The 26,766-nt window shown below is 71.1% G+C and carries 18 protein-coding genes and 1 pseudogene; 4 read left to right on the top strand and 15 right to left on the bottom strand.

The window, feature by feature from the left end:
* Positions 1–49: 49 nt before the first annotated feature.
* On the top strand, positions 50–2,332 hold the full coding sequence (locus ACFZCP_RS12555; protein ID WP_391426588.1) for an FtsX-like permease family protein: 2,283 nt from the start codon (positions 50–52) through the stop codon (positions 2,330–2,332).
* Positions 2,333–2,416: 84 nt separating this feature from the next.
* Here the strand turns inward: ACFZCP_RS12555 and ACFZCP_RS12550 are convergent, their stop codons facing one another.
* The 13 genes and pseudogenes from ACFZCP_RS12550 to uvrC all read right to left on the bottom strand — a co-directional run bounded on the left by ACFZCP_RS12550 (position 2,417) and on the right by uvrC (position 19,037).
* Positions 2,417–3,190 (bottom strand): thioredoxin domain-containing protein, encoded by a 774-nt coding sequence (locus ACFZCP_RS12550; RefSeq protein ID WP_391426586.1) that lies wholly within the window; start codon positions 3,188–3,190, stop codon positions 2,417–2,419.
* A 91-nt stretch (positions 3,191–3,281) separates the two neighbouring features.
* Complete coding sequence (gene pgi, locus ACFZCP_RS12545) at positions 3,282–4,937, bottom strand: glucose-6-phosphate isomerase (RefSeq protein WP_391426584.1); 1,656 nt, start codon at positions 4,935–4,937, stop codon at positions 3,282–3,284.
* Positions 4,938–4,993: 56 nt separating this feature from the next.
* A pseudogene (locus ACFZCP_RS12540) lies at positions 4,994–6,188 on the bottom strand (MFS transporter).
* Between the two features lie 213 nt (positions 6,189–6,401).
* Positions 6,402–6,737: an RNA polymerase-binding protein RbpA gene (locus ACFZCP_RS12535; protein WP_003976875.1), complete on the bottom strand. Its 336-nt coding sequence runs from the start codon at positions 6,735–6,737 to the stop codon at positions 6,402–6,404.
* Positions 6,738–6,979: 242 nt separating this feature from the next.
* A complete protein-coding gene (gene secG / locus ACFZCP_RS12530) occupies positions 6,980–7,216 on the bottom strand; it encodes a preprotein translocase subunit SecG (protein ID WP_391426582.1) in 237 nt (78 codons plus the stop codon).
* Between the two features lie 107 nt (positions 7,217–7,323).
* Positions 7,324–8,079, bottom strand: a complete 756-nt coding sequence (gene tpiA / locus ACFZCP_RS12525) for a triose-phosphate isomerase (RefSeq protein WP_362680608.1) — start codon at positions 8,077–8,079, stop codon at positions 7,324–7,326.
* Positions 8,080–8,120: 41 nt separating this feature from the next.
* Positions 8,121–9,332, bottom strand: a complete 1,212-nt coding sequence (locus tag ACFZCP_RS12520; protein WP_391426580.1) for a phosphoglycerate kinase — start codon at positions 9,330–9,332, stop codon at positions 8,121–8,123.
* Between the two features lie 133 nt (positions 9,333–9,465).
* Positions 9,466–10,473: a type I glyceraldehyde-3-phosphate dehydrogenase gene (gap, locus tag ACFZCP_RS12515; protein WP_391426578.1), complete on the bottom strand. Its 1,008-nt coding sequence runs from the start codon at positions 10,471–10,473 to the stop codon at positions 9,466–9,468.
* Positions 10,474–10,792: 319 nt separating this feature from the next.
* Positions 10,793–13,747, bottom strand: a complete 2,955-nt coding sequence (locus ACFZCP_RS12510) for a M14 family zinc carboxypeptidase (protein WP_391426574.1) — start codon at positions 13,745–13,747, stop codon at positions 10,793–10,795.
* A gap of 145 nt (positions 13,748–13,892) precedes the next feature.
* Positions 13,893–14,882, bottom strand: a complete 990-nt coding sequence (gene whiA, locus ACFZCP_RS12505; RefSeq protein WP_362680350.1) for a DNA-binding protein WhiA — start codon at positions 14,880–14,882, stop codon at positions 13,893–13,895.
* Complete coding sequence (yvcK, locus tag ACFZCP_RS12500; RefSeq protein WP_362680347.1) at positions 14,873–15,967, bottom strand: uridine diphosphate-N-acetylglucosamine-binding protein YvcK; 1,095 nt, start codon at positions 15,965–15,967, stop codon at positions 14,873–14,875. The genes whiA and yvcK overlap by 10 nt, the downstream gene beginning before the upstream one ends.
* On the bottom strand, positions 15,964–16,953 hold the full coding sequence (gene rapZ / locus ACFZCP_RS12495; protein WP_391426572.1) for an RNase adapter RapZ: 990 nt from the start codon (positions 16,951–16,953) through the stop codon (positions 15,964–15,966). The genes yvcK and rapZ overlap by 4 nt, the downstream gene beginning before the upstream one ends.
* Positions 16,950–19,037: an excinuclease ABC subunit UvrC gene (gene uvrC, locus ACFZCP_RS12490; RefSeq protein ID WP_391426570.1), complete on the bottom strand. Its 2,088-nt coding sequence runs from the start codon at positions 19,035–19,037 to the stop codon at positions 16,950–16,952. Before uvrC ends, rapZ begins: the two co-directional genes overlap by 4 nt.
* Before the next feature lie 436 nt (positions 19,038–19,473).
* On the opposite strand from uvrC, the gene ACFZCP_RS12485 reads away from it, so the two are divergent.
* Positions 19,474–20,421 carry a hypothetical protein gene (locus ACFZCP_RS12485; protein ID WP_362680338.1) on the top strand — a complete coding sequence of 316 codons (948 nt, stop codon included), beginning with the start codon at positions 19,474–19,476 and terminating at the stop codon, positions 20,419–20,421.
* 33 nt (positions 20,422–20,454) lie between these two features.
* Here ACFZCP_RS12485 and ACFZCP_RS12480 read toward each other — a convergent pair whose 3' ends face one another.
* On the bottom strand, positions 20,455–20,889 hold the full coding sequence (locus tag ACFZCP_RS12480) for a Rieske 2Fe-2S domain-containing protein (protein WP_362680335.1): 435 nt from the start codon (positions 20,887–20,889) through the stop codon (positions 20,455–20,457).
* A gap of 440 nt (positions 20,890–21,329) precedes the next feature.
* Here ACFZCP_RS12480 and ACFZCP_RS12475 point away from each other — a divergent pair, with 440 nt between their 5' ends.
* A complete protein-coding gene (locus ACFZCP_RS12475; protein WP_391426567.1) occupies positions 21,330–22,604 on the top strand; it encodes a substrate-binding domain-containing protein in 1,275 nt (424 codons plus the stop codon).
* Complete coding sequence (locus tag ACFZCP_RS12470) at positions 22,601–23,512, top strand: PfkB family carbohydrate kinase (RefSeq protein WP_391426565.1); 912 nt, start codon at positions 22,601–22,603, stop codon at positions 23,510–23,512. The genes ACFZCP_RS12475 and ACFZCP_RS12470 overlap by 4 nt, the downstream gene beginning before the upstream one ends.
* 198 nt (positions 23,513–23,710) lie before the next feature.
* Here the strand turns inward: ACFZCP_RS12470 and uvrA are convergent, their stop codons facing one another.
* Complete coding sequence (uvrA, locus tag ACFZCP_RS12465; RefSeq protein WP_391426563.1) at positions 23,711–26,737, bottom strand: excinuclease ABC subunit UvrA; 3,027 nt, start codon at positions 26,735–26,737, stop codon at positions 23,711–23,713.
* Positions 26,738–26,766 lie beyond the last annotated feature (29 nt).

Here is a 26,766-nt window from a genome sequence, read left to right as displayed (position 1 = left end):
AGGCGCCGACGGCGCGGCGGCGGCCCGCGCGCGGGAGCGGTGGCTGACCGTGCGAGCCACTCTGCGCTGGGCCCATTCCGATCTGCGCACACACCGCGGCGAGGCGCTGTTCATCACGCTCGCCACCGCGGGCATCGTCGCCTCACTGCTGCTGGCCACCGCCCTCTTCGGCTACGCCACCAACCCCTGGCAGCGGGTGTTCACCCAGGCCCACGGGGCGCACGTGTGGATCCACACGGCCGCCTCCACGGACGCCGGAAGGCTCGCCCGGCTGGATGGCGTCGCGTCGGTGGCCGGCCCCTACCGCACCGAGTCCGCCACCGTGGCCGCCCGTGGCACCCGCGCCTCCGTGGAGCTGCGCGGCACGCCCCGGCTGCCCTCCGTCAGCCGCCCGCTGCTCACCGCGGGCCACTGGCTGGATCCGGCCGAGCCGGACGGTGTGGTCCTGGAGAGCAGCCTGGCCAGAGCTCTGCTGGCCGAGCCCGGTGACACCCTGACGCTGCCCGGCACGGCCCGCTCGCTGACGGTCGAGGGCATCGCCGACAGCGCCGAGCCCCGCTACAGCCCGGGCGAACAGCCGGGCCTCGTCTGGGCCCTGCCGTCCGCCGTGCGCGCACCCGGCGGCCAGGTGACGGGGCTGCGGCTGGCCGATCCGTCCGACACCGACTACGCAGTCCAGCGTGCGGTGACCGTGCTGGGCGCCGGCGCGGTCGGCGAGGTCTCCACCTGGCAGCAGGCCCGGGCCGAGGCGCAGGGCGAGAACCGGCTCCTCGGGCAGGTGCTCGCGCTCTTCGGCATCGGTGCCCTGGTCGCCGCGGGCTTCGCCGTGCACGGGGCGATCGGCACCCGCATCCGCGGCCATCTGCGCGACATCTCCGTGCTGAAGGCGATCGGCTTCACCCCCGGCCAGGTCGTACGGATCTTCCTCCTCCAGCACCTCGCCTACGCCGTGCTCGGCGCGGTGGCCGCAGCAGCGCTCACCGAGGGGCTGGGCGGCCGGGTCCCGGGACGGATCGGTGACGCGGTGGCGGTGTGGCAGGGGCTGCCCGGGCACAGCGTGGCACTGGTCGCCGTGTCCGTCGGCGCGGTGCTGCTCATCGGCCTGACGACGGGCCTCGCGGCCTGGCGGGCGGGCCGGGTGCCTCCGGTGCCGGTGCCGCGCCCCTCGGCCGCGGCCGGCGGACGGCTGACCGGCCTGGCCCGGCAGGCTCTGGGACTGCGCCTGCCGGCCGCGCTGGTACTCGGCTGCCACAAGGCGTTCGCGGGCCGCGGCCGGTCACTGGCCGCAGTGGCCCGGCTGACGCTTCCGCTGCTGCTGATCGTGGTGGCGCTCAGCGCGTGGACCACCATCGACAGGTTCCACAGCAGCCCGGGGCAGGTGGGCCTGCCGACGGCGCTCACCGTCCGCTCGGACGGCGGGATGAGCGACGGGGGCGTGCGGGCGGTGCTGGCGGCGGACTCCCGGGTCGCCGACGCCTATCCGGGCGTGGAGATGGCCGCGCTGGTCCCGGGCCAGACCGGGACGATCGCCCTGCGGGGTCTGGGCACCCGCGACCGTCCCTACCCGTACACCCTCGCCGAGGGCCGGACCGCGCACGGGCCGGACGAGGCGGTGGCCGGTCAGGGCCTGCTGGACCTGCTGCACGTCCGGGTCGGTGACTGGGTACGGATGACGGTGGGCGACCAGCCGCAGATCCTGCACATCGTCGGCCGCAGCATCGAGCCGCAGAACGCCGGCCGTGTCGTGACGACCTCCCTCGACACCCTCCGCGACAACGATCCCCGGGTGGCCCCGGCCTTCTACCAGCTCCGGCTGCGCCCGGGCGCCGATCCCCAGCGGGTCGCGGACGCTCTCGCCGCGGCCGGCCGCGGCCACCTGGACGTGCACGCCGTGCCGAACCCGGTCGACGGGCTGTCCCCGCTGCGTGCGGTGGTCACCGGGCTGATCGCCGTGCTCGCCCTCATCGGGCTCGTCGAGCTGCTCACCACGATCGGCGGCAGCGTCCGGGAGGGCGAGCGGGACGTGCTGGCCCTCAGGGCGATCGGCATGTCTCCCCGGCAGATCACCGCGATCACCGTCACGGCGACGAGCTGTACGGCGCTGGCGGCGGCCCTCGCCGGCACGGCGCTGGGGCTGCCGCTGGCCCACCGGCTGATCGACGCCCAGGGCGGCTCCAGCGGCATCGGTGCCGGCATCGCCCGGTCGCCCTCGCCCGGCCTGCTGCTCCTGCTGGGCGCGAGCGCCGTGCTGGGAGCCGCCGCCCTCTCCGCCCTGCCGGCGGCCCGGGCGGCACGCCGACGACTGGCGGACACGCTCAGCGCGGTGGCCTGACAGCCGCCGGGTGCGGGCGGCACACCGACGACCAGCGGACACGCTCGGCGCCCCGCGGCCTGACAACCGCCGGGTGCGGGCGGCTCAGGAGGAGGCGGCCTGCCAGTCCTCGGGCCGCGCCCGGATCTTGGCGAGCAGCATCTCGAAGACCCGGCCGTCGAAGAGCACGCCGTTGCTCTGCGCCGGGATGCGCACACCGTTGATCTCCGCGGTGGGGGTACCCGGTCCCTGGGGCTCCTCGGCGCCGCCCGCGTGCTCGTACGCCTTCTCGGCGGCGGTCACGAACGAGCGGTACTTCATGGTCCTGACGGCCGAGTCGAAGGCCGGCCCGCGCAGGCCCTCGATCCGCCCCGCCAGCTTGAGCAGGTAGGCGTCGGTGAATCCGTCGACGCTCTCCTCGGGCTGGTGGGCGTAGAGCATGTCGTGGTACTCGGCGAACCTGCCCGCCTCCAGCGCGGCCCGCAGGGCGTTGACCGCCTTCTTCGAACCGCTGCCGCCGAGCCGGCCGTCCAGGAAGGAGGCGAGGGTGTACTCGGTCTTCGTCTCCCGTCGGAGAGTGGCCGCGCGCAGCTTCGGCCCGCCGCCGCCCGTCTCGAACTGCTCGCACACCGGGCACCGCGGATCCTCGTACAGATGCACGGTGACCTTGGCCTGCGGGTCGCCCACCGTGATGGTGGTCCCGTCCTTCTCCAGCCGCGCCGGAACGTCCTTCAGCCCGGAGTAGGCCGGCTTGGCCTCCACCGTGGCCACAGACCCGCTCTCCTTGGAATCCGACGGCCGGTGTCCGCTCCCGCAGCCCACCGCCGACATTCCCAGCACGGCCACCGCGGCCACCGCGGCGAACCCCCGACGCCTCATGCGCACGTCCTCCCCTTGGAATCAATGGAAACCCTAGGGGATGACCAGGGAAAACGCACAAAACAGTCGCCGCGGCAGCCTCAATTGGGAGTCAGCTCCGGCCGCGCAGCTCCCGGTACCTGGCGACGAGCGCCGTGGTCGACGCGTCCAGGCCGGGGACGTCCGCGCCCTCGGTCAGGGCGGGTTCGACCCGCTTGGCGAGGACCTTGCCCAGCTCGACGCCCCACTGGTCGAAGGAGTCGATGTTCCACACGGCGCCCTGGACGAACACCTTGTGCTCGTAGAGCGCGACGAGCTGGCCGAGCACGGAGGGGGTCAGCTCCCGGGCGAGGATCGTGGTCGTCGGCCGGTTGCCGCGGAAGGTCTTGTGCGGGACCAGTTCCTCGGCGACGCCCTCCGCACGGACCTCCTCGGCGGTCTTGCCGAAGGCGAGGGCCTGGGTCTGGGCGAAGAAGTTGGCCATCAGCAGATCGTGCTGCGCCCTGAGTTCGGCGCTCAGCTCGGCGACCGGCTCGGCGAAGCCGATGAAGTCCGCCGGGATGAGCTTGGTGCCCTGGTGGATCAACTGATAGTAGGCGTGCTGCCCGTTGGTACCGGGTGTGCCCCACACGACGGGACCGGTCTGCCACTCGACCTGCTTGCCGTCCCGCGCCACGTACTTGCCGTTGGACTCCATGTCCAGCTGCTGGAGATAGGCCGTGAACCTGGAGAGGTAGTGGCTGTACGGCAGGACCGCGTGCGACTGCGCGTCGTGGAAGTTGCCGTACCAGAGGCCCAGCAGGCCCAGCAGCAGCGGGACGTTGGACTCGGCCGGCGCGGTGCGGAAGTGCTCGTCGACCAGGCGGAAGCCGTCCAGCATCTCGCGGAACCGGTCCGGGCCGATGGCGATCATCAGGGACAGGCCGATCGCGGAGTCGTACGAGTAGCGTCCGCCGACCCAGTCCCAGAACTCGAACATGTTCTCCGGGTCGATGCCGAACCCGGTGACCTTCTCGGCGTTGGTCGACAGGGCCACGAAGTGCCGGGCGACCGCCTTCTCGTCGCCCCCCAGACCGGCCAGCAGCCAGGAGCGGGCCGAGGTGGCGTTGGTGATCGTCTCGATCGTGGTGAAGGTCTTGGACGCGACGATGAACAGCGTCTCGGCCGGGTCCAGGTCGCGGGTCGCCTCGTGCAGGTCGGCACCGTCCACGTTGGAGACGAAGCGGACCGTCAGGTCGCGGTCGGTGAAGCTGCGCAGCACCTCGTAGGCCATCGCGGGGCCCAGGTCGGAGCCGCCGATGCCGACGTTGATCACGTTCTTGATGCGCTTGCCGGTGTGGCCGGTCCACTCGCCCGAGCGGACCCGGTCGGCGAAGCCGGCCATCTTGTCCAGCACGGCGTGCACGGCAGGGACGACGTTCTCGCCGTCGACCTCGATCACCGCGTCCCGCGGGGCGCGCAGCGCGGTGTGCAGCACGGCCCGCCGCTCGGTGATGTTGATCTTCTCGCCGCGGAACATGGCGTCCCGGAGGCCGAAGACGTCCGTCGCGGCGGCCAGTTCGCGCAGCAGCCGCAGCGTCTCGTCGGTGACCAGGTGCTTCGAGTAGTCGATGTACAGATCGCCGACCTGGAGGGTGTACCCGGCGCCGCGCTGCGGATCGGCGGCGAACAGATCCCGCAGGTGGGTGTCGGCCAGCTCCTCCCGGTGCTTGGCGAGAGCGGTCCACTCGGGCGTCTGATGGAGCCTGATACGGCCGTCTGCGTTCATTTCCGACTTCAGCCTTCTTTCGGTACCTGTCCCGCTGCCGGTCCCAACCTAATTGATCAGCTCACGGGACGAGCGGACGAGACACTGTCCTCGCGGGCAACAACAGGTACGTCGGGCTTGCGTGCCGGTATCAACGCGGTGATCGCCGGGGCGAACAGGACGGCGGCGAGCAGGGCGGGCGCGTTGAGGCCGTACAGCCGGGCCACCGCTCCCCCGAGGAGCGCGCCGAAAGGGGCGCCGGAGGTCGAGGCGGTGCGGAAGGCGGAGGCGATGCGGCCCACCATCGGCTCGGGGCTGCGCTGCTGCATCAACGTGACCTGGTTGACGTTCCAGACCATGTTCATCGCGCCGAGCAGCAGCATCCCCGCGACCAGGGCGGGCAGGTGCCGCACGGAGCCGATGAGCAGCAGCGAGCCCGTCTGGACGGCGCCGCCGAACAGCAGGGCCCGTACCCGCCCGGTACGGCGAGCGATCCGCTGGGCGAGGAGGCCGCCGGCCAGGCTGCCGGCCGCGTACGCGGTCATGGCGGCGACGTAGCCGCTGGCTGCCCGCGTGCAGCCAGCGGGTGACGTGCAGGGCCAGCGTGGCGATCAGGGCGCCCATGCCGATGTTGCACAGCAGCGTGGCCACGCAGACCGCGCGCAGCACCCGGTCTCGCCACAGGGCGCGCAGGCCGGCCCGGATCTCCGTGCGCAGGGTGCTGCCGGCCGGGCGCGGCTCCCGCTGCGGCGGTCGTATCCGCAGGGTTGCCACGAGGGCGGCGGCCGCCAGGTAGGTGCCGGCGTCCGCCGCGAACGGCATGAACGCACCGGCTGCCAGCAGCAGCGGCACGAACGGTCCCGCCAGCAGTCCGCCCGCGAGTTGCTGACCGGTCATCAGCCGGGCGTTCGCACTGCCCAGAACCTCACGCTCCACCAGGGAGGGCAGCAGGGCCGTGGAGGCGTTGTCGAAGAGCGTCTGGAGTGAGGTGAGCGAGAAGGCGAGGGCGATCAGCAGGGGGACGGAGGCGTGCCCCAGGCCCACGGCGAGCGCGAAACCCGCGACGAGCAGGCCCCGCACGGTGTCCACGAGCCACATGGCCCGCCGCTGGTCGACGCGGTCCGCCAGGGCGCCGCCGAACAGCCCGAACAGCAGCCACGGCACACAGCCACAGGCGGTGACGGAGGCGATGACCAGGGGCTGGTCGGTGAGGCTCACCGCGAGCAGCGGCAGTGCGGTCGTGCGTAACGCGTCGCCGAAGCGGGAGATCACCGCGGCGGTCCACAGACGCCCGAATCCCCCACGCCACGCGGGCGTGCTCCTGCTCGCCGCCCGTCCGCGGTCATGCGCCCCCCTCGCAGGTTGTCGACGCGTCTGTGACGCCTCGATGCACAACCGTACGGGGCGGCACCGACAACGGGCCCTCCGCAGCTGGGCGAAACGGCTCCGGCCAGGCGCCCGCGGGCACCCGGCCGGTGAAAACTTCTAGATCTCGCCGCGCAGTTTGGCGAGCGCCTCGGCGAGGATCGCCTCGCCGTCCGCGTCGCTGCGCCGCTCCCGCACGTACGCGAGGTGCGTCTTGTACGGCTCGGTGCGCGGCGGGTCCGGCGGGTTGTCCCGGTCCTGACCGGCCGGGAAGCCGCAGCGCGGGCAGTCCCAGGTCTCGGGCACCTGCGCGTCGCTGGCGAAGCTCGGCTGGGTCTCATGCCCGTTGGAGCACCAGAAGGAGATGCGCAGACGCGGCGCGGACTCGCCGCGCTCGGCCTCGCCCATCGGCCCCGCCCCGACCCGGCTACCTCGGATCGCGTTGCCACTTGCCACGGTCGTAACTCCCTGCGTAATGGTGCCGCGAAGCGAGTCGGCGTTTCGTTTCGCTGCGAGCGCCTCAGTCTACGTAAGGCCCAACGCGCGTCCAGTGATTGGAGTTACAACCCCCACATCCAGACGCAAGCCCCATGATAGGCCGCGCTCGCAGGCGCGTACCCAACATGGGGCCGTACGTACGGAATGTAGGTGCTCAGACGCCGATCGGCCGCTCAGGCCCGTCAGCCTGGCGTGCGATGTCAGCCGTTCGACTTCATCAGCAGGCCGAGGACGACGATGGACGCGAACCAGAGCACACCGACGACGATGGTGATGCGGTCGAGGTTGCGCTCGGCGACCGAGGAGCCGCCGACGGACGACTGCATGCCGCCGCCGAACATGTCGGAGAGGCCGCCGCCCTTCCCCTTGTGCATCAGCACCAGCAGCATCAGCAACAGGCTGAAGACGATCAGGGCGATCGAGAACCCCAGAACCACGGCTGGACCAACTTCCTCGGATTCGGATGGACTGCGGGGGCACGGCCCATGGCCATGCCCCCGCAAGGGTACGACGGATCGTCGCTAGTGCCTACTCGCAGCCCGGCTCACTGATCGCGGAAGCGCACGATCTTGACGAACTCGTCCGCGTCCAGCGAGGCCCCGCCGACCAGGGCGCCGTCGATGTCGGCCTGCGCCATGATCTCGGCCACGTTCCCGGCCTTCACGGAGCCGCCGTACTGGATGCGGACCTGGTCGGCCACCTCCTGCGAGTACAGCTCGGCGATCTTGCCGCGGATGGCGGCGCAGACCTGCTGGGCGTCCTCGGCACCGCAGACCTTGCCGGTGCCGATGGCCCACACCGGCTCGTAGGCGATCACGATGGTCTCGGCCTGCTCGGCCGGGAGGTCCTTCAGACCGCCCTCGACCTGGGCGAGGGTGTGGCTGACGTGGTTGCCCGCCTCGCGGACCTCCAGCTCCTCGCCGACGCACAGGATCGGGGTGAGGCCGTGCTTGTAGGCAGCCTTGACCTTGGCGTTGACCAGCTCGTCGGTCTCCCGGTGGTACTGCCGTCGCTCGGAGTGACCGATCACCGCGTAGGTGCACTTCAGCTTGGCCAGCATCGGACCGGAGATCTCGCCGGTGTAGGCGCCGGAGTCGTGCTGCGAGATGTCCTGGGCGCCGTACTTGATCTTGAGCTTGTCGCCGTCGACCAGGGTCTGCACGGAGCGCAGGTCGGTGAAGGGCGGCAGGACGGCGACCTCGACGGCCTCGTAGTCCTTGTCGGCCAGGGCGAAGGCGAGCTTCTGGACGTGGGCGATGGCCTCGAGGTGGTTGAGGTTCATCTTCCAGTTGCCCGCCATCAGCGGCGTGCGCCCAGAAACATTAGTGGCAGCCATTGAGGTCAGTCCTCCAGTGCGGCGAGGCCGGGGAGCGTCTTGCCCTCGAGGTATTCGAGGGAGGCGCCGCCGCCGGTCGAGATGTGGCCGAATGCATTTTCGTCGAAGCCGAGCGTGCGCACGGCCGCGGCCGAGTCACCACCGCCGACGACGGTGAAGCCCGGCGAGTCCAGCAGGGCCTGCGCGACGGCCTTGGTGCCGTTCGCGTAGTCGGGGTGCTCGAAGACGCCCATGGGGCCGTTCCAGAAGACCGTGCCCGCGTCGGCGAGCTTCGCGGCGTAGAGCTCGCGGGACTTCGGACCGATGTCGAGGCCCTGCTTGTCGGCCGGGATGGCGTCCGCGGAGACCACCTCGAAGACGGCGGGCGCCTTGGTCTTCAGGTCCGGGAATTCAGCGGCGACCAGCACGTCGACGGGGAGCACGAACTCGACGCCGCGCTTCTCCGCCTCCGCCAGGTACTCCAGGCACTTCTCCTTCTGGTCCGCCTGGAGCAGGGAGATGCCCACCTCGTGCCCCTTGGCGGCCAGGAAGGTGTACGCCATGCCACCGCCGATGAGGATGCGGTCGGCCTTCTTGAGCAGGTTGTCGATGACGCCCAGCTTGTCGGAGACCTTGGCGCCGCCGAGCGCGACCACGTACGGCCGCTCGACGTCCTCGGTGAGCTTCTCCAGGACGCCGACCTCGGTGGCGATGAGGTCGCCGGCGGCGTGCGGGAGGCGCGCCGGGAGGTCGAAGACCGAGGCGTGCTTGCGGTGCACGGCGCCGAAGCCGTCGCCGACGTAGAGGTCGGCCAGGCCGGCGAGGGCGTCGGCGAACGCACCGCGCTCGGCGTCGTCCTTGCTCGTCTCGCCCGGGTTGAAGCGGAGGTTCTCCAGCAGCGTGACCTCGCCGTCCGCCAGTGCGGCGACGGTGGCCTTCGCGCTGTCGCCGACCGTGTCGGTGGCGAACGAGACGTTCCTGCCCAGGATTTCACCGAGTCGCTGTGCGGCGGGGGCGAGGGAGAACTGCGGGTCCGGGGCGCCCTTGGGACGGCCCAGGTGGGAGGCGACGACCACCTTGGCGCCCGCCTCGGCGAGCTTGGCGATGGTCGGGGCGACGGCGCGGATCCGCCCGTCGTCGGTGATGGTGGTGCCGTCCAACGGGACGTTGAGGTCGGCGCGGACGAAGACTCGCCGGCCGGCTACGCCTGCGGCGAGGAGTTCGTCGATCGTCTTCATGAGTGAGGCTCCCGGGGGCTGATGGTGCTCCGTGATCGTAGCCATGACCGTTCTGCACGCGAGGCAGGGCCCGGTCAGCGCGTCGTTGCGCTGGCCGGGCCCTGCACTCACATCGAGGTGCCTGCTACGGCGATCAGAGCTGGCCGCCGACGAAGACCGTCAGGTCCACGAGGCGATTGGAGTAGCCCCACTCGTTGTCGTACCAGCCGATGACCTTCACGTTCTTGCCCTCCTGGACCATGGTCAGGGAGGAGTCGAAGGTGCAGGACGCCGGGGCGTTGACGATGTCGGAGGAGACGATCGGGTCCTCGGTGTAGTCGAGGAGACCCTTCAGCTCGCCCTCGGCGGCCTTCTGGAAGGCGGCGTTGACCTCTTCCTTGGTGACCTCGCGGCCGAGCTCGACGACCAGGTCGGTGACCGAGCCGGTCGGGACCGGCACGCGCATGGCGATGCCGTCCAGCTTGCCCTTGAGCTGCGGCAGGACCAGCGCGGTGGCCTTGGCGGCACCCGTGGTGGTCGGGATGATGTTCTCCGCGGCGGCACGGGCGCGGCGCAGGTCCTTGTGCGGGAAGTCCAGGATGCGCTGGTCGTTGGTGTACGCGTGGACCGTGGTCATCAGGCCCTTGACGATGCCGAAGTTCTCGTCGAGGACCTTCGCCATCGGCGCCACACAGTTGGTGGTGCAGGAGGCGTTGGAGATGACGTGGTGGTTGGCCGCGTCGTACTTGTCCTGGTTGACGCCCATCACGATGGTGATGTCCTCGTCCTTGGCCGGAGCCGAGATGAGGACCTTCTTGGCGCCGCCGGCGAGGTGCTTGGCGGCGTCCTCGCGCTTGGTGAAGATGCCGGTCGACTCGATGACGATGTCGACGCCCAGCTCGCCCCACGGGATGTCGGCGGGGTTGCGCTCGGAGAGCACCTTGATGGTGTGGCCGTCCACGGTGATCGTGTCGGCGGTGTGGGTGACCTCCTGCTTGAGGCGGCCCAGGATGGTGTCGTACTTCAGCAGGTGAGCGGTGGTCGCGGTGTCACCCAGGTCGTTGACAGCCACGATCTCGATGTCGGCACCCTGCTCCAGCAGTGCGCGGAAGTAGTTACGCCCGATACGGCCGAAGCCGTTGATGCCTACGCGGATCGTCACGAACCGATCTCCTCGTTGGTACGCCGGCCATGCGGTGCCGGCGAGCTGTATTTGGGATGTCCCCGACCACCCCCGACCCTACCTCTCTGAGGCCCCCTGAGCGGCATCGAGATGCCGCATACACGGGCAGGCGGTCCGTACCGGCCAGTAGGGTACGGACCGCCTCGGATCGGCGGCCGATTCGCCATGCTTTGCTACGTAATGCCGGTGGCCGCTGACGCTCTTTTCACTCGTTCGTGAGCGGGTCGGCTCACCTGATGAGTGACGCTTTCGCGCACCGTTGAGTGGGGGTCCCGCTCACATGTCGAATACGGCTGTCTCATCTGTCGAGCGAGGCGAACGCCTTCCTCAACAGGGCCGCACGGTCCGCCGCCGACGGCACCTGCTCCAGGCCGAAGCCGAGCAGCACGGTGTCCTCGGTGGTGACCGCTCCGTACGTCTGGAAGAGCGCTCCGGTGCGCGTCCAGTCCTTCAGGACCGCCGGGCTGCCCGCGGGCGGCCCGGCCGCCTTCCAGGCACCCAGGGACGTCTCGAAGCCCTCGGTCTCCTTCGCCGTGCCGCCGACGACGAGCGAGGCGTCGTCGGCGAGGACGCCGTGCCCGCCGGTGCCCGGGTCGGTGATGTAGCTGATCGAGACCTCGACGGACTTCCCGGCGTACGCGCTCAGATCGAAACTCACCTGCCGCCAGCCGCCCGAGCTGCCGGTGAGGCTGTTCCACGAGCCGGTGGTGCCGGTCGCGGTGCAGGCCTTGCCGGCGAGCGTGAGGTAGTGCTCCAGCCAGGGGTGCTCGCCGATCAGGAACCCTGCCCCGCACTCGGACGGTACGGCGGCCCTCGTGGCCCCTCCGGCCTCCGGGAGGGTCGTCCAGTCGTCGCCGCCCACGGTGTGGATCTCGACGACCGCGTGGTCGTAGCCGGGCTCGGTGTCCCACAGCAACTGGGTGCGCAGGGCGGGCTTGTCGGCGGCGGTGACACCGGTGAGGTCGATGGTGCGGGTGAGACGCTTGTAGGCGTCGTCGGTGTGCACGGCGGCGGCCATGGACGAGCCCGCGTACGGGCCGTAGGGGCTCGGGGTCCCGGCGAACCGGCCCGCGCCCGCACTCTTGAACTGCGGATGGCCGGCCGCGGACAGCTCGTCCGAGGTGACGCTGTAGGTACCGGCCTCGTCGAGCGGGTTGCCGGGCGCCCCGCCGAGGGCGCCGCTGTAGCCGTCGAACGCGCCCGAGCCGGTGAAGCCGGTGGCTCCCTTGGTCGACGTACGCGAGTAGGCGCCCAGGTAGTACTGGCTGAAGTCGTCCGACAGGGTGCCGCGTCCGAGGTCGACATCGCCGCCGGCCAGCTCGCCGGCCTCGATCAGCCGGCCGCCCTCGTTGAGGTAGGCGCGCAGTTGGAGCTGGGTGGCGTTGCCCGGACCGCTCGGGCCCGAGTAGTGCACGACCGTCCCGAAGTGCCCGAGGACGCCGAGCGCGTCCGGGGCGCCCTGGGTGGCCACGTCCCACACGATCGCCCGGTGCCCGGCCGCCTTCAGCGCGTCCACGTACGTCCGGGCCTGCGTGGCGGCCGCGCCCTCCTCGGCGACGACGAGGGTGTCCGCCTTCGGCCGCTCGGCCACGGTGTAGGTGAAGTGGGAGCTGGAGACCTTCTTGCCGCTCCTCGTCTCGCCGGTGAACCACACCTCGACCCTGTCGCCCGGTTCGCCGTCCTGCACCCTGGCCCGGTACTCCTCGAAGTAGAGGTTGTCGGCGCCTCCGTAGGCCTTGCCGCCCTTCCAGGGCCGCAGGGTCTGGTCGAGGGTGCGGCCGCCGTTGACGCGGTACTTGAGTTCCTTGTCGCGCACCGCCTTGCGGACGACCACGGACACCTGCTGGTCGGCACCGCGGGAGTACGACGTGGAGAACGCGGCCGGGGTGAAGTCCGCGGCGCTCAGACCGACCGAGGAGACCGGCCGGTCGGGGCGGGCGGCGCTCTCGGCCACCGAGAGCGCGAAGGGGACGTTCTTCTCGAACTCCTGCTGGATCAGCTTCTCGTCGTCGGGAAAGTTGAAGACCGACGGGCAGTCGCCGGGGTTCCAGGCGTCGTTCGGGTCGACGTCCGAGGCGGTCTCGCAGGTCGACATCTCGGGGGTGAACATCGCCATGCCATCGACGTTCGCAGCGTGCCCGTCCGCCTCGCCGTTGGTGGTGTACAGCTCCGAGGAGACCTGCGAGCGGTAGCCGGGGATGGCCGGGTTGTCGGGTGTGCCGGCGAGCGCCTTGTACATGACGTCGTCCGGGGTGGGCGTGGCGACCTGCCAGCCGACGCCGTAGAGGAGGAGTTCGGCGGCGGAGTGGTAGTTGACGCCGAAGGTGAACCCGATGCGCTTCTCGAAGGCGTCCAGGGCCCTGGTCTCGGGCTCGGACTCGGGGCTCGCGCCGCGGTAGGTCTCGCTGGTCGGGTTGGGGGACGATCCCTCGTCGTCGTAGCCCCACTTGTAGGGGAAGTTGCGGTTGAGGTCGACGCCGTCCCCCGTGCCGATGACGCCGTCGCCGTTGACGTCGCGGAGGTTCTTGCGCCACAGGCGGGTGCCGGAGTTCTTGAAGGTGTAGTCGTAGCCGTCCGGGTTGGCCGACAGGACGAACCACAGCTCGGTGGAGTCGACGATCTTCTTGATGCGCCGGTCCGTCCCGTACCCGTCCAGGTAGTAGTGCATCAGACGGCGGGTCATCTCCGGCGTGATCCACTCGCGCGCGTGCTGGTTGGACATGTACAGCACGGCGGGCTTGGAGCCGTCCTTCGACCTGTGCGCGTTCTTGGTCAGCCTGAGCGCGAGGATGTCCTGGCCGTCGACCGTCCTGCCGATGGACTCGACCTTGGTGAGGCCGGGGTGGGTCTGCGCGGTCCGGAGGATCTCCTCCTTGAGGCCGCCGTTTCCGCTGTAGGGCCGGAACACGCCCTGCGCGGCGTTCTCGACGCGCGCCGCGGTCCTGGGGGGCAGGGTGTGCTCGGTGAGCTGGACCCCCTGTTTCTCCAGCTTCCTGGCCTGCCGGTCGGTGAGGTAGACCTCGACGGCCGTCCTGCCCTTGCGGGCCGTGTGATCGCCGAGTTCGTGGCCGTCCTGACCGGCCTTGAGGAGCAGCGGAATCTGCTGCTGGGTGACCTCGGCACGGAAGACCTTGACCTCGTCGGGGTCGGTGCGGGGTGAACTGCCGCTCTGTGCCTGGGCGATGGGTGCAAGGCTCGCTCCCCCGAGCAGAAGCGCGCCAACAGCAAGGATCGATCTCGCTCTGTGTCTCATGAACCCCCCTAGGGTGCTCCGCCACAGCGGCGAACAGGTTGCCAGGCTCATGTCACATCATGATCCAGTCAAGGGCGCCTCATGGACACGCAAACGCCGGTGCCGATCACCCGAACGGCGTCGGCACCGGCGTCCTGATGTCGGGTCAGCCGACGAGGTTGTCCGCCAGCTCCTCCGTGAGGTTGGCCTCCGTGCCCGGGATACCGAGGTCGGAGGCGCGCTTGTCGGCCATCGCCAGCAGACGGCGGATCCGGCCCGCGACCGCGTCCTTGGTCAGCGGCGGGTCGGCGAGCGCGCCCAGCTCCTCCAGGGAGGCCTGTTTGTGCTCCATGCGCAGCCGCCCGGCGGCAGCAAGGTGCTCGGGCACCTCGTCCCCGAGGATCTCCAGGGCCCGCTGGACCCGGGCACCGGCAGCCACGGCGGCGCGCGCCGAACGGCGCAGATTGGCGTCGTCGAAGTTGGCGAGCCGGTTGGCCGTGGCCCGCACCTCGCGGCGCATCCGGCGCTCCTCCCAGGCCAGCACGGACTCGTGCGCACCGAGGCGGGTGAGCAGGGCTCCGATCGCGTCACCGTCGCGGACGACCACCCGGTCCACCCCGCGCACCTCGCGGGCCTTCGCGGCGATGGAGAGCCTGCGGGCGGCGCCGACCAGCGCGAGCGCGGCCTCCGGACCCGGGCAGGTCACCTCCAGGGAGGAGGAGCGGCCGGGCTCGGTCAGCGAGCCGTGCGCCAGGAAAGCCCCGCGCCAGGCCGCCTCCGCATCACACGTGGCCCCGGAGACCACCTGCGGCGGCAGGCCCCGGATCGGGCGGCCCCGGCCGTCGACGAGACCGGTCTGGCGGGCCAGCTGGTCACCGCCCGCAACCACCCGCACCACGTACCGCGAGCCTCGGCGCAGCCCGCCGGGCGCCATCACGATCAGTTCCGAGCTGTGGCCGAAGATCTCCAGGATGTCCCGCTTGAGCCGGCGGGCCGCCATCGCGGTGTCCAGCTCCGCCTCGATCACGATGCGCCCGCTTACGAGGTGAAGGCCGCCGGCGAACCGCAGAATGGCGGAGACCTCCGCCTTCCTGCAGCAGGTCCGGGTGACGGGGAGCCGGGAGATCTCATCCTTCACCGCTGCCGTCATCGCCATGGGCCGATCCTTCCATGCATCCGAAAAATACGGTCGTACGCGGCGGCCAGCAGCTCCGGGTCGTGCCGGGGGCTGCCGTCGGTCCGGGCCACCGGCGCCAGCTCGACCGCGGCGCCCAGCCGCTTGGCAGCCTCGGTGAGCGAGTCACGGTCGGGCACCGCGGCCTCGTCGGCCAGCACCACGTCCAGGGCGAGTTTAGGGGCGTGTCGCCCCAAAACCTCCAAATGACGCTGCGGGGAGAACCCCTCGGTTTCTCCGGGCTGCGGCGCGAGGTTCAGGGAGAGCACGCGGCGCGCCTTGGTCTCGGTGAGGGCGTCGAGCAGCTCCGGCACGAGCAGGTGCGGGATCACCGAGGAGAACCAGGAGCCGGGACCGAGCACCACCCAGTCCGCGTCCAGGACCGCGGCGACTGCCTCGGGGACGGCGGGCGGGTCGTTCGGCACCAGGTGCACGGACTGCACCTCGCCGGGCGTGAGGGCGACGGTCGCCTGCCCGCGCACGGTGTCCACCACGTCGGGGCGCTCCGGGTCGTGCCCCTTGACCAGGGCCTCCAACTCCAGCGGCACGGCGGACATGGGCAGCACCCGGCCGTGCGCGCCGAGCAGCTTGCCGACCAGGTCCAGGGCTTGGACGTGGTCACCGAGCTGCTCCCACAGGGCGACGATCAGCAGGTTGCCGACCGCGTGGTCGTGCAGGTCGCCCTGGGAGGTGAAGCGGTGCTGGATGACCCGGGCCCAGGTCTGGCCCCAGTCGTCGTCGCCGCACAGGGCGGCCAGCGCCTTGCGCAGGTCACCGGGCGGCAGCACGCCCAGCTCGTCGCGCAGGCGCCCGCTGGAGCCGCCGTCGTCGGCCACCGTGACGACGGCGGTGAGATCGCCGGTGATCCGGCGCAGCGCGGCGAGCGAGGCGGACAGGCCCATGCCGCCGCCGAGGGCGACGACCTTGGGCTGGGTGCCGCGCCGGCGGCCCCGTCCGCCACGGGCCTCGGCGGGGCGGGCCGCCCTCGCCCCGGCCGCGGCACGGCTCGAGCGGCCCTCCGGCACCACCCGGCGCAGCCTGCTCAGCCGCGGTGTACGTTCCGTCATTCCCGTCCCATGTCCCGGTGTACGACCACCGTCTCCACACCCTCGGCCGCAAGGCGCGCGGCGAGCTTCTCCGACACCGCTACCGAGCGGTGCTTGCCGCCGGTGCACCCGATGGCGATCGTCACATAGCGCTTGCCCTCGCGCCGGTACCCGGTCGCGATCAGCCGCAGCAGCTCGGCGTACCGGTCGAGGAACTCCTTGGCGCCGGGCTGGTTGAAGACGTAGGCCGACACCTCCTCGTTGAGGCCGGTGTACGGGCGCAGCTCCGGGACCCAGTGCGGGTTGGGCAGGAACCGCATGTCCGCGACCAGGTCGGCGTCGACCGGAAGGCCGTACTTGAAGCCGAAGGACATCACGGTGGCCCGCAGCTCGGGCTCCTCCTCGCCGGCGAACTGGGCGTCCATCTTGGCGCGCAGCTCGTGCACGTTCAGGCTTGAGGTGTCGATCACCAGGTCGGCGTCGCCGCGCAGCTCGCGCAGCAGCTCGCGCTCGGCGGCGATGCCGTCGACGATCCGGCCGTCGCCCTGGAGGGGGTGCGGTCTGCGCACCGACTCGAAGCGGCGCACCAGGGCCTCGTCGGAGGACTCCAGGAAGACGATCCGCCGGGTCACGTTCCTGGTGGCGAGGTCGGCGAGGGATTCGCGCAGGTTGTCGAAGAAGCGCCGGCCGCGTACGTCGACGACGACCGCGATCCTCGCCACGTTGCCCTGGGAGCGGGCTCCCAGCTCCACCATGGTGGGGATCAGGGCGGGCGGGAGGTTGTCCACGACGAACCAGCCGAGGTCCTCCAGACACTTCGCGGCCGTCGACCGGCCCGCTCCGGACATGCCGGAGATGATCACCAGCTCGGGGATGGCCACTTCGGGGGCCCCGGCCGGTGTGACGTCCGTACTCACCTGTGCTCCGTCGTCCTGGACCGTCTGCTGCGCTTCCGCGGCGGGCGTCTGATCTCGGTCCGCTGTGGGCTGTGCGTCGTGCTCGCTCATCTCTCCTGCCCCCGTCGTTCGTCCGGGAGACCCGCGGATACGGGCTCCCCCGAGGAACCCCCCGTCGTATCGGGTTCCTCGTCATCAATGATCTCTCCGGTCGCCGTGTTCACGGCTGGTGCGGCCGGGGCCGCCCGGGCGAGGGCCGCGGCAATGGTCTCGGCCGTCTTGCGGCCTATCCCGGGCACCTGCTGGATCTGTTCGATTGTGGCGGACCGCAGCTTCTTCACCGAGCCGAAATGCTTGATGAGCGCCTGTTTGCGCGATTCACCGAGGCCGGGCACGTCGTCCAGCGGGCCGGAACGCAGGCGTTTGGCACGTTTGGTGCGCTGATAGGTGATGGCGAAGCGGTGGGCCTCGTCACGGACGCGCTGGAGCAGGTACAGGCCCTCGCTGGTGCGGGGCAGGACCACCGGGTCGTCCTCGGCGGGCAGCCAGACCTCCTCCAGGCGCTTGGCGAGACCGCAGACCGCGATGTCGTCGATGCCCAGCTCGTCCAGCGCCCGCCGGGCCGCCGCGACCTGCGGCCGGCCGCCGTCGACCACGACGAGCTGGGGCGGATAGGCGAACTTCCGGGGGCGGCCGTCGTCGTCCTTCAGGGAACCGGCGAGCGGATCACCGTCGGCCAGAACACCCTCGCCGTCCGCGGCAACCTCCTCGCCGTCGGCCCACTCCCCCGTCCGCTCCTTCTCGGCGAGGTAGCGCCGGAAGCGGCGGCTGATCACCTCGTGCATGGACCGCACGTCGTCCTGGCCGGCGAAGCCCTTGATCTGGAAGCGGCGGTACTCGCCCTTGCGCTGCAGGCCGTCCTCGAAGACGACCATGGAGGCGACCACGTCGTCCCCCTGCAGGTGCGAGATGTCGTAGCACTCGATCCGCAGCGGGGCGCTGTCCAGGTCGAGGGCCTCGGCGATCTCCTCCAGGGCACGCGAACGCGTGGTCAGGTCGGAGGCACGCTTGGTCTTGTGCAGGGCGAGGGCCTGCTGGGCGTTGCGCTCCACTGTCTCCATGAGCGCCTTCTTGTCGCCGCGCTGCGGGATGCGCAGCGAGACGTTCGCCCCGCGGCGGCCGGTCAGCCACTCCTGGACCGGCACGGCGGGCTCGGGCAGCGCCGGGACCAGCACCTCCTTGGGAACGGCGTCCCCGCTCTCCTCGCCGTACAGCTGCTGCAGGGCGTGCTCGACGAGGGCACCGGTGGTGACCTCCTCGACCTTGTCGGTCACCCAGCCGCGCTGGCCGCGCACCCGGCCGCCGCGCACATGGAAGATCTGCACGGCCGCCTCCAGCTCGTCCTCCGCGACGGCGATGAGGTCGGCGTCGGTCGCGTCGGCGAGCACGACCGCGTTCTTCTCCATGGCCTTCTTCAGGGCCTCGATGTCGTCGCGCAGGCGGGCGGCCCGCTCGTACTCCATCTCCTCGGCCGCCTCCATCATCTGCTTCTCCAGACGGCGGAGGTAGGTGCCGGTGCGGCCGGCCATGAAGTCGCAGAACTCCTCGGCCAGCTCCCCGTGCTCCTCGGGGGTGATCCGGCCGACGCAGGGGGCGGAGCACTTGCCGATGTAGCCGAGCAGGCAGGGGCGGCCGGTGCGGCCGGCGTTCTTGAAGACGCCGGCCGAGCAGGTGCGCACCGGGAAGACGCGCAGCAGCAGGTCGACGGTGTCCCGGATGGCCCACGCGTGGCCGTACGGCCCGAAGTATCTGACGCCCTTCTTCTTGTGACCGCGCATCACCTGTACGCGCGGGAACTGCTCGTTCATCGTCACCGCGAGGTACGGGTAGCTCTTATCGTCGCGGTACTTGACGTTGAACCGGGGGTCGTACTCCTTGATCCAGGAGTACTCCAGCTGCAGCGCCTCGACCTCCGTGGACACCACGGTCCACTCCACGGACGCGGCGGTGGTCACCATCGTCCGGGTGCGCGGGTGCAGGTTCGCCAGGTCCTGGAAGTAGTTCGCCAGGCGCTGGCGCAGGCTCTTCGCCTTTCCGACGTAGATCACCCGACGGTGCTCGTCACGGAACCTGTACACCCCCGGGGAGTCCGGGATCTCACCCGGCCTGGGGCGGTAGCTGGAGGGATCGGCCATGTCTCACACCCTACTGGCGCGCACCGACACCGCGACGGGCCTGTGGACAACGCCCACGGCCGCCCGTCCGGCTCCCGTCGGCGTGGCACAGGCGCCCCACGGCCCCGGGGCGGCCCCTGGGGGCGGCATTCCGGCCATGCCGCCCTGCGGAAGCCGTCCGGCAGCACCCCCGGAGGGCGCTCCGGCGGACGGTGCGGGCCCGGGCCCGGGCGCCCGGGGGTCGCGGCTCGGCCAGGAGTGCACCGTGACCGGGTCCTAGGTGTTGTCGGGGTCTGGTCAACACGCTTCAATGCGGGGGAACTCGGGGCCGTGCACGCCGGCGCACATCGCGCGGCGACGCACGGACGGGCGCCCCGGCGCCCACGGGGGTGGCCCCGCGGACTCGCTCCAACGGTCTGACCAGCCGTCGTGACATCTCACAGAAAGGTGCCTGTGCATGCGGCACGCCATCGAGCACGCGGACGTCCCCACCGCGGAACTGAACACGGCCCTGCGGGGCGGCCCCTTCCACGTGGCGCTGCGCGCCGCGATCGCCGCCCGCGGACTGCCGCTCCAGCGTGTGCAGCACCATCTGTCGCGCCACGGGGTCAAGGTCGGCGTGACCAGCCTCAGTTACTGGCAGCAGGGGGCCCGCCGCCCGCAGCGCCCGGAGTCGCTGCGGGCCGTGCGCGCCCTGGAGGAGATCCTCCAGTTGCCGGACGAGTCCCTGATACGGCTGCTCACGGAGTCCGGCGAACGCACCGGCTCCGGCCGCACCCAGGGCCGCTCGTACCGCTCCCTGATCGAGGCCTCGGACGTCCTGCACCGGCTCCAGGCCGACCTGGGCTGGACCCTCGACGGCGGACTGCACACCCTCGGCCACCACGAGCGGGTCCGGATCGGCGCCCGCCGCCAGCTGGCGGGCCGCGAGTCCCACCACATCGTGCGGGCCCACCGCGACGGCATCGACCGCTTCCTCGCCGTCCACCACGGCGACCCGGGCTGCAGCCCGCGCGCGATGCGGGTGCACGCCCTGGAGAACTGCCGCACGGGACGGATCCGCCTGGACCAGGACACCGGGGTGCTGGTCGCCGAACTCCTCTTCGGCACCCGGCTGCGCTCCGGCGACACCTTCCTCTTCCGGTACGCCGTCGAGGACGGCACGGCCGGGGTCTGCCACGAGTACGTCCACGGCTTCGGTTTTCCGGGCGGCCAGTACGCGCTCCAGGTGCGCTTCGACGGAGCCGCGCTTCCGGTGCGGTGCCAGCGCTTCACCCAGCACTCGCCCGCGGCACCGCGCAGCGGCCGGCACGAGCTGCCCGTCAGCGGACCGCATCACAGCGTCCACGTGGTCGAGCCCCGGATCCGGCCGGGTCTGCTCGGGATCGCCTGGGACTGGGAGTGAACCCGTTTCCGCCACCCTGCCGCGAGGGCTCGGTCAGGCCTCCGGGCCGGCGACGATCCTGCCGTTCGAGGCCTTCACCGGCAGCTCGGTCAGCGGCTCGGTGGCCGGCGCCTGGACCACCTTGCCGGTCACGGCGTCGAACTGGCTGCCGTGGCAGGGACAGATCAGCGTCGTCCCCTGGAGCTTGTTGATGGGGCAGCCCGCGTGTGTGCAGATGGTGCTGTACGCCTTGAGGGCACCGCTCCCGTCCCGGCTCACCACCACGTTGTGGTCCCGGTAGAGCTTGGCGCCGCCCTTGGCGACCTCGGTCTCGGCACCGAGATCGACCGGTGCGGTCGGGGTCGCTTCGGCCGAGGCACCGTCGGGCGGCGAGCAGGCGGCCAGCCCGAGCCCGGCGACCGGGGCCACGGCGGCACCTCGAAGGACGGTACGACGACTCGCAGACGGACGGGACGGTCGAGCGGACATCAGGGCTCCGTCTCCACTGCTCAGAGGGTGTGCAGGCCGACGATACCCGGACCGCCCAGCCGGGCAGGGGGTGGGGCGGGCGGGGACGGGAGTGAGCCGTGGGGCAGGGCGGGAGCGGGAGCGGGACGGCCAAGGGTGAGCACGGACGGGCGCGTAAACGTTTACGTAAGCGTTTACGCGGGGGTGTCACATGGGATAGCGTCCCGGCCTGAAGCCCGCAGCGGCGCGATGGCACGGCGGCACGGTGGCGCCACGTCGGCAGCCCATCCGTCACGCGATCCTTGGTCGTGCGGTCGTGCGGTCGTGCGGTCGTGCGGTCGTGCGGTCGTGCGGCTGTGCGGCTGTGCGGCTGTGCGGCTGTGCGGCTGTGCAGTCGTGTCGCATGGCCGTCTCGCGCGGGCATGCGGTTCACGGTGAACCGGTCCAGTGAGGGGAACGCGATGCCCACCATGGCGGACGTCGCCCGGAGTGCGGGAGTCTCCGTGGCCACCGTCTCCCACGTGCTCAACGGCACGCGCCCGGTGCTGCCCCACACCCGCGAGGCGGTGCTGCAGGCGGTCGACGCCCTCGGCTACACGCCCAACACGCTCGCCCGCTCCCTGGTGACCTCCCGGACCCGGTCCATCGGCCTCGCGGTGTCGGCGATCAGCAACCCGTATTTCACGGAGATCCTCCAGGGCGTCGAGGCCGCCGCCCTGGAGGCGGGCTACAGCCTGCTCATCGCCGATCCGCACGACGACCCGGTGCACGAACGGAAGGTCGTCCAGCTCCTGCACGAGCGCCGGGTGGACGGCATGATCGTCGCTCCGTCGGCGAACCCGCAGGACCTCGTGGCCTACCTCGGCCGCCACAGCGTGCCGACGGTGTTCCTGGACCGAGTGCTTTCGGCCGATGACCGTCCCGCGAACGGCCCGCGCCACGATCGGCCCTCTTCGGACCCGTGCTCCTCCGATCAGGTCTCTGCAGAGGGGGGCTCCTCCGAGCGGGTCCCTTCGGACCAGGTCTCCTCGGACCGAGTCCCGTCGGACGGGAGCTCTCCCGACCCGGTCTCCTCCGGACGGGCCTCTTCCGGACGGCTCTGTTTCGATCAGGTCTGTGCCGAGAACAGCGGCCCGATGGCCCGCCTCGTCACCCATCTCACCGGGCTCGGCCACCGCCGGATCGGTCTGGTCGCGGGGCTGCCCGGTCTCAGCACGACCAGCGAGCGGATCACCGGCTACCGGCAGGCCCTCGCCGCCGCGGGCCTCCTCCACGACAAGAGCCTGGTGGTGTCCGGCAACTCCGAGTCGGCCGGTGCCGAACAGGCCACGGCCGCCCTGCTCTCCCTCCCCGCTCCGCCCACGGCCCTGGTCACCGCCAACAACGCCATGACTATCGGCGCCCTGCGCGCCCTGCGTCGGCAAGGTCTGGCCGTACCGGACGACATGGCCCTGTGCTGCTTCGACGACTTCGCCTGGGCCGACCTGTTCTCCCCGCGGCTCACCGCCGTCGCCCAGCCCAGCAGGGAGATCGGCGCCCGGGCCGTTCGGGTGCTCCTGGACCGGCTGGCCGCACCGGACCTGCCCGCCAGGACCCTCCGGCTGCCCTGCAGCTTCGTCCACCGCACCTCCTGCGGATGCCCGGAGGAACGGCACGAGCCCGAAGATCCCCGGCCGGCCGGACCCGGCGGGAGAACCGAACCATCCGCGCTGGCAGAGAAGGGAACCGCCTCGTGATCGTCGTCGCCGGTGAGGCACTGATCGACCTGGTACCGCAGGGCCCGGGTGCCCTGGCGGGCCTGAAGCCCGCGCTCGGCGGCGGCCCGTACAACACCGCCGTGGCCCTCGGCCGCCTGGGATCCCCGGCCGCCTTCTGCTCCCGCGCGTCGAACGACGCCTTCGGCGAGGCCCTGCTCGACGGGCTGCGGCGGTCGGGGGTGGATGTGTCGGGTGTGCAGCGCGGTCCCGAGCCGACCACCCTCGCGGTCGCCACGCTCGACGCGGGCGGCTCGGCGGCGTACTCCTTCTACGTCGACGGCACCGCCGACCGCCTGTTCACCGCACCGGGCGGCCTTCCCATCGGCACCCGCGCGGTCTCCTTCGGGACCTGCTCGCTCGTCCTGGAACCGGGCGCGAGCGCCTACGAGGAGCTGATGAGGACCGCTGCCGGACAGGGGCTGTTCACCGCTCTGGACCCCAACATCCGGGCCGGTCTGATCCCGGACGCGGACGCCTACCGGACGCGTTTCAAGAGCTGGCTGCCCTCGGTGACGCTGCTGAAGCTGTCCGCGGAGGACGCCGAGTGGCTGGGCGGCACCCCGCGCGAGTGGCTGGCCGCGGGGCCGTCGGCCGTCGTGGTCACCCGGGGCGGCGACGGTCTCACCGTCCACACCCGGGACGGCGCGGAGTACTCCGTGCCGGGCGAGAAGGTCGAGGTCGTGGACACCATCGGCGCCGGTGACACCGTGAACGCCGCCCTGCTGCACGGCCTGTCCGCCCAGGATGCGCTGTCCCCGGAGAGGCTCGCCGCCCTGGGCGGGGACGGCTGGCGCCGGCTGCTGCACTTCGCGGCACGTGCGGCCGCGATCACCTGCTCACGAGCGGGGGCGGAGCCGCCGTACGCAGCTGAGCTGGGCGAACTGTAGATCTCTGTGGTGTTCTCAAGGTGCGGTCGGATATACGACTGACGGAACCGGTCGAGCCCGGTGATCCCGGCGGGCCCCGGGGCCGGGGCGGTTGATGAGAGAACGAGCGGCGCCCCGCGGGGAGTTCCCACAGGGCGCCGCTTTTTGATGATGTGTCAGGACGTGGCGGGCAGGGCCCGCATCGCGCCCGTGCCGGTCTCAGGCCTTGCGGGCCCGCGTCGTCTTCTTCGCGGGTGCCGCCTTCTTCGTGACGGTGGCGGCCTTCTTGGTCGCCGTGTTGTTGGCCTTGACCGTCACCGTCTTCTTCGCCGTCGACTTGGCCGCCGCCGTCTTGCGGGCCGCCGCGCCGCGCGGCGCCTTCACCGGTTCGGCGTCGCTGATGCGGTCGGCGCCGAGGATCTCGCGCAGGAATTTGCCGGTGTGGCTGGCCGGGACCCCCGCGACCTCCTCGGGCGTGCCCTCGGCGACCACGAGGCCACCACCGGCGCCGCCCTCCGGACCCATGTCGACGACCCAGTCGGCTGTCTTGATCACGTCGAGGTTGTGCTCGATGACGATGACCGTGTTGCCCTTTTCGACCAGGCCGGCGAGGACCTTCAGCAGCTTGCTGATGTCCTCGAAGTGCAGACCGGTGGTCGGTTCGTCGAGGACGTAGACCGTGCGCCCGGTGGAGCGCTTCTGCAGCTCGCTGGCGAGCTTCACGCGCTGCGCCTCACCGCCGGACAGGGTGGTCGCGGACTGGCCGAGGCGTACGTAGCCGAGACCGACGTCGTTCAGCGTCTTGAGGTGGCGGTTGATCGCCGGGACGGCCTCGAAGAAGTGCATGGCCTCTTCGATGGGCATGTTCAGGACCTCGGAGATGGACTTGCCCTTGTAGTGGACCTCCAGGGTCTCCCGGTTGTACCGGGCGCCGTGGCAGACCTCGCACGGGACGTAGACGTCCGGGAGGAAGTTCATCTCGATCTTGATGGTGCCGTCGCCCGCGCAGTTCTCGCAGCGGCCGCCCTTGACGTTGAAGGAGAAGCGTCCCGGCAGGTAGCCGCGCACCTTCGCCTCGGTGGTCTCGGCGAACAGCTTGCGGACGTGGTCGAAGACGCCGGTGTAGGTCGCCGGGTTGGACCGCGGGGTGCGGCCGATGGGCGACTGGTCGACGTGCACGACCTTGTCGACGAGGTCGTCGCCGTCCACGCGCGTGTGCCGTCCGGGGACGTTGCGCGCGCCGTTCAGCTCGCGGGCCAGGTGCGTGTAGAGGATGTCGTTGACCAGCGTCGACTTGCCGGAGCCGGACACGCCCGTGACGGCCGTGAACACGCCCAGCGGGAAGGACACGTCGATGTCCTGCAGGTTGTTCTCGCGGGCGCCGTGCACGGTGAGCCTGCGGGACGGGTCCTGCGGGCGGCGGATGTCGGGCAGCGGGATCGACTTCTTGCCGGACAGGTACTGACCGGTCTGCGACTCGGCGTTGGCGAGCAGCTCCTTGAGGGAACCGCTGTGCACGACCTTGCCGCCGTGCTCACCGGCGCCGGGGCCGATGTCGACGACCCAGTCGGCGACCTTGATGGTGTCCTCGTCGTGCTCGACGACGATGAGCGTGTTGCCCATGTCGCGCAGCCGGACCAGGGTCTCGATCAGCCGGTGGTTGTCGCGCTGGTGCAGGCCGATCGACGGCTCGTCCAGGACGTACAGGACGCCGACGAGACCGGAGCCGATCTGGGTGGCCAGGCGAATGCGCTGGGCCTCGCCGCCGGAGAGCGTGCCGGCCGCGCGGTTGAGCGAGAGGTAGTCCAGGCCGACGTCGACCAGGAACCGCAGCCGCTCGTTGACCTCCTTCAGCACGCGCTCGGCGATCTTCTTGTCGCGCGCGTTGAGCTTGAGCTCGCCCAGGAAGTCCGCGCAGTCGCTGATCGACATCGCCGAGACCTCGGCGATCGACTTCTCCATGATCGTGACCGCGAGGACGATCGGCTTCAGGCGCGTGCCCTCACAGGTCGGGCAGGGCACCTCGCGCATGTAGCCCTCGAAGCGCTCGCGGCTGGCGTCGCTCTCGGACTCGCTGTGCCGGCGCTTGACGAAGGGCACCGCGCCCTCGAAGGGCGTGGTGTACACGCGCTCGCGGCCGTACCGGTTGCGGTACCGGACCTCGATCTGGGTCTTGTGGCCGTGGAGCAGGGCCTTCTTGGCGCGCTGCGGCAGGCCTGCGAAGGGGATGTCCGTGCGGAATCCCAGGGCGTCCGCGAGGGCACCGATCAGCCGGCCGAAGTAGTCCTTGGTGTGTCCGTGCGACCAGGGGTGGATGGCGCCCTCGTCCAGGGACTTGTCCGGGTCCGGGACGATCAGCTCCGGGTCGACCTCCATGCGCGTGCCGATGCCGGTGCACTCGGGGCAGGCGCCGAAGGGCGAGTTGAACGAGAAGGAGCGGGGTTCCAGCTCCTCGAAGGACAGGTCGTCGTACGGGCAGTACAGGTGCTCCGAGTACATGCGCTCGCGCTCGGGGTCGTCCTCGGCGAGGTCCACGAAGTCGAGCACGACCATGCCGCCGGACAGGCCGAGGGCGGTCTCCACGGAGTCGGTCAGGCGCCGCTTGGCGGAGTCCTTCACCGTGAGGCGGTCGATGACCACCTCGATGGTGTGCTTCTCCTGCTTCTTCAGGGTCGGCGGCTCGGAGAGCTGGATGGTCTGCCCGTCCACGCGCGCACGGGAGTAGCCCTTGGTCTGGAGGTCCGCGAAGAGGTCGACGAACTCGCCCTTGCGCTCGCGCACGAGTGGCGACAGCACCTGGAAGCGGCTCCCCTCCGGCAGCTCCAGGACCTTGTCGACGATGGCCTGCGGCGACTGGCGCGAGATGGGGCGGCCGCACTCGGGGCAGTGCGGCTTGCCGATGCGCGCGAAGAGCAGACGCAGGTAGTCGTAGACCTCGGTGATGGTGCCGACCGTCGAGCGCGGGTTGCGCGAGGTCGACTTCTGGTCGATGGAGACCGCCGGGGACAGGCCCTCGATGAAGTCGACGTCGGGCTTGTCCATCTGCCCGAGGAACTGCCGCGCGTACGAGGACAGCGACTCCACATAGCGGCGCTGCCCCTCGGCGAAGATCGTGTCGAAGGCCAGGGAGGACTTGCCCGACCCGGACAGGCCCGTGAAGACGATGAGCGAGTCACGAGGCAGGTCGAGCGAGACATTCTTCAGGTTGTGCTCGCGCGCGCCACGGACGATGAGACGGTCGGCCACGCCGGTCCGCACCTTTCTTGAGAGAAGTG

The sequence above is a fragment of the Streptomyces sp. NPDC007971 genome (genome assembly GCF_042958635.1).
In the GTDB taxonomy this organism is placed as follows: Bacteria; Actinomycetota; Actinomycetes; order Streptomycetales; family Streptomycetaceae; genus Streptomyces.
Note: the sequence above shows the minus strand (reverse complement) of the source record. Positions and strands in the feature narration are given on the sequence as shown.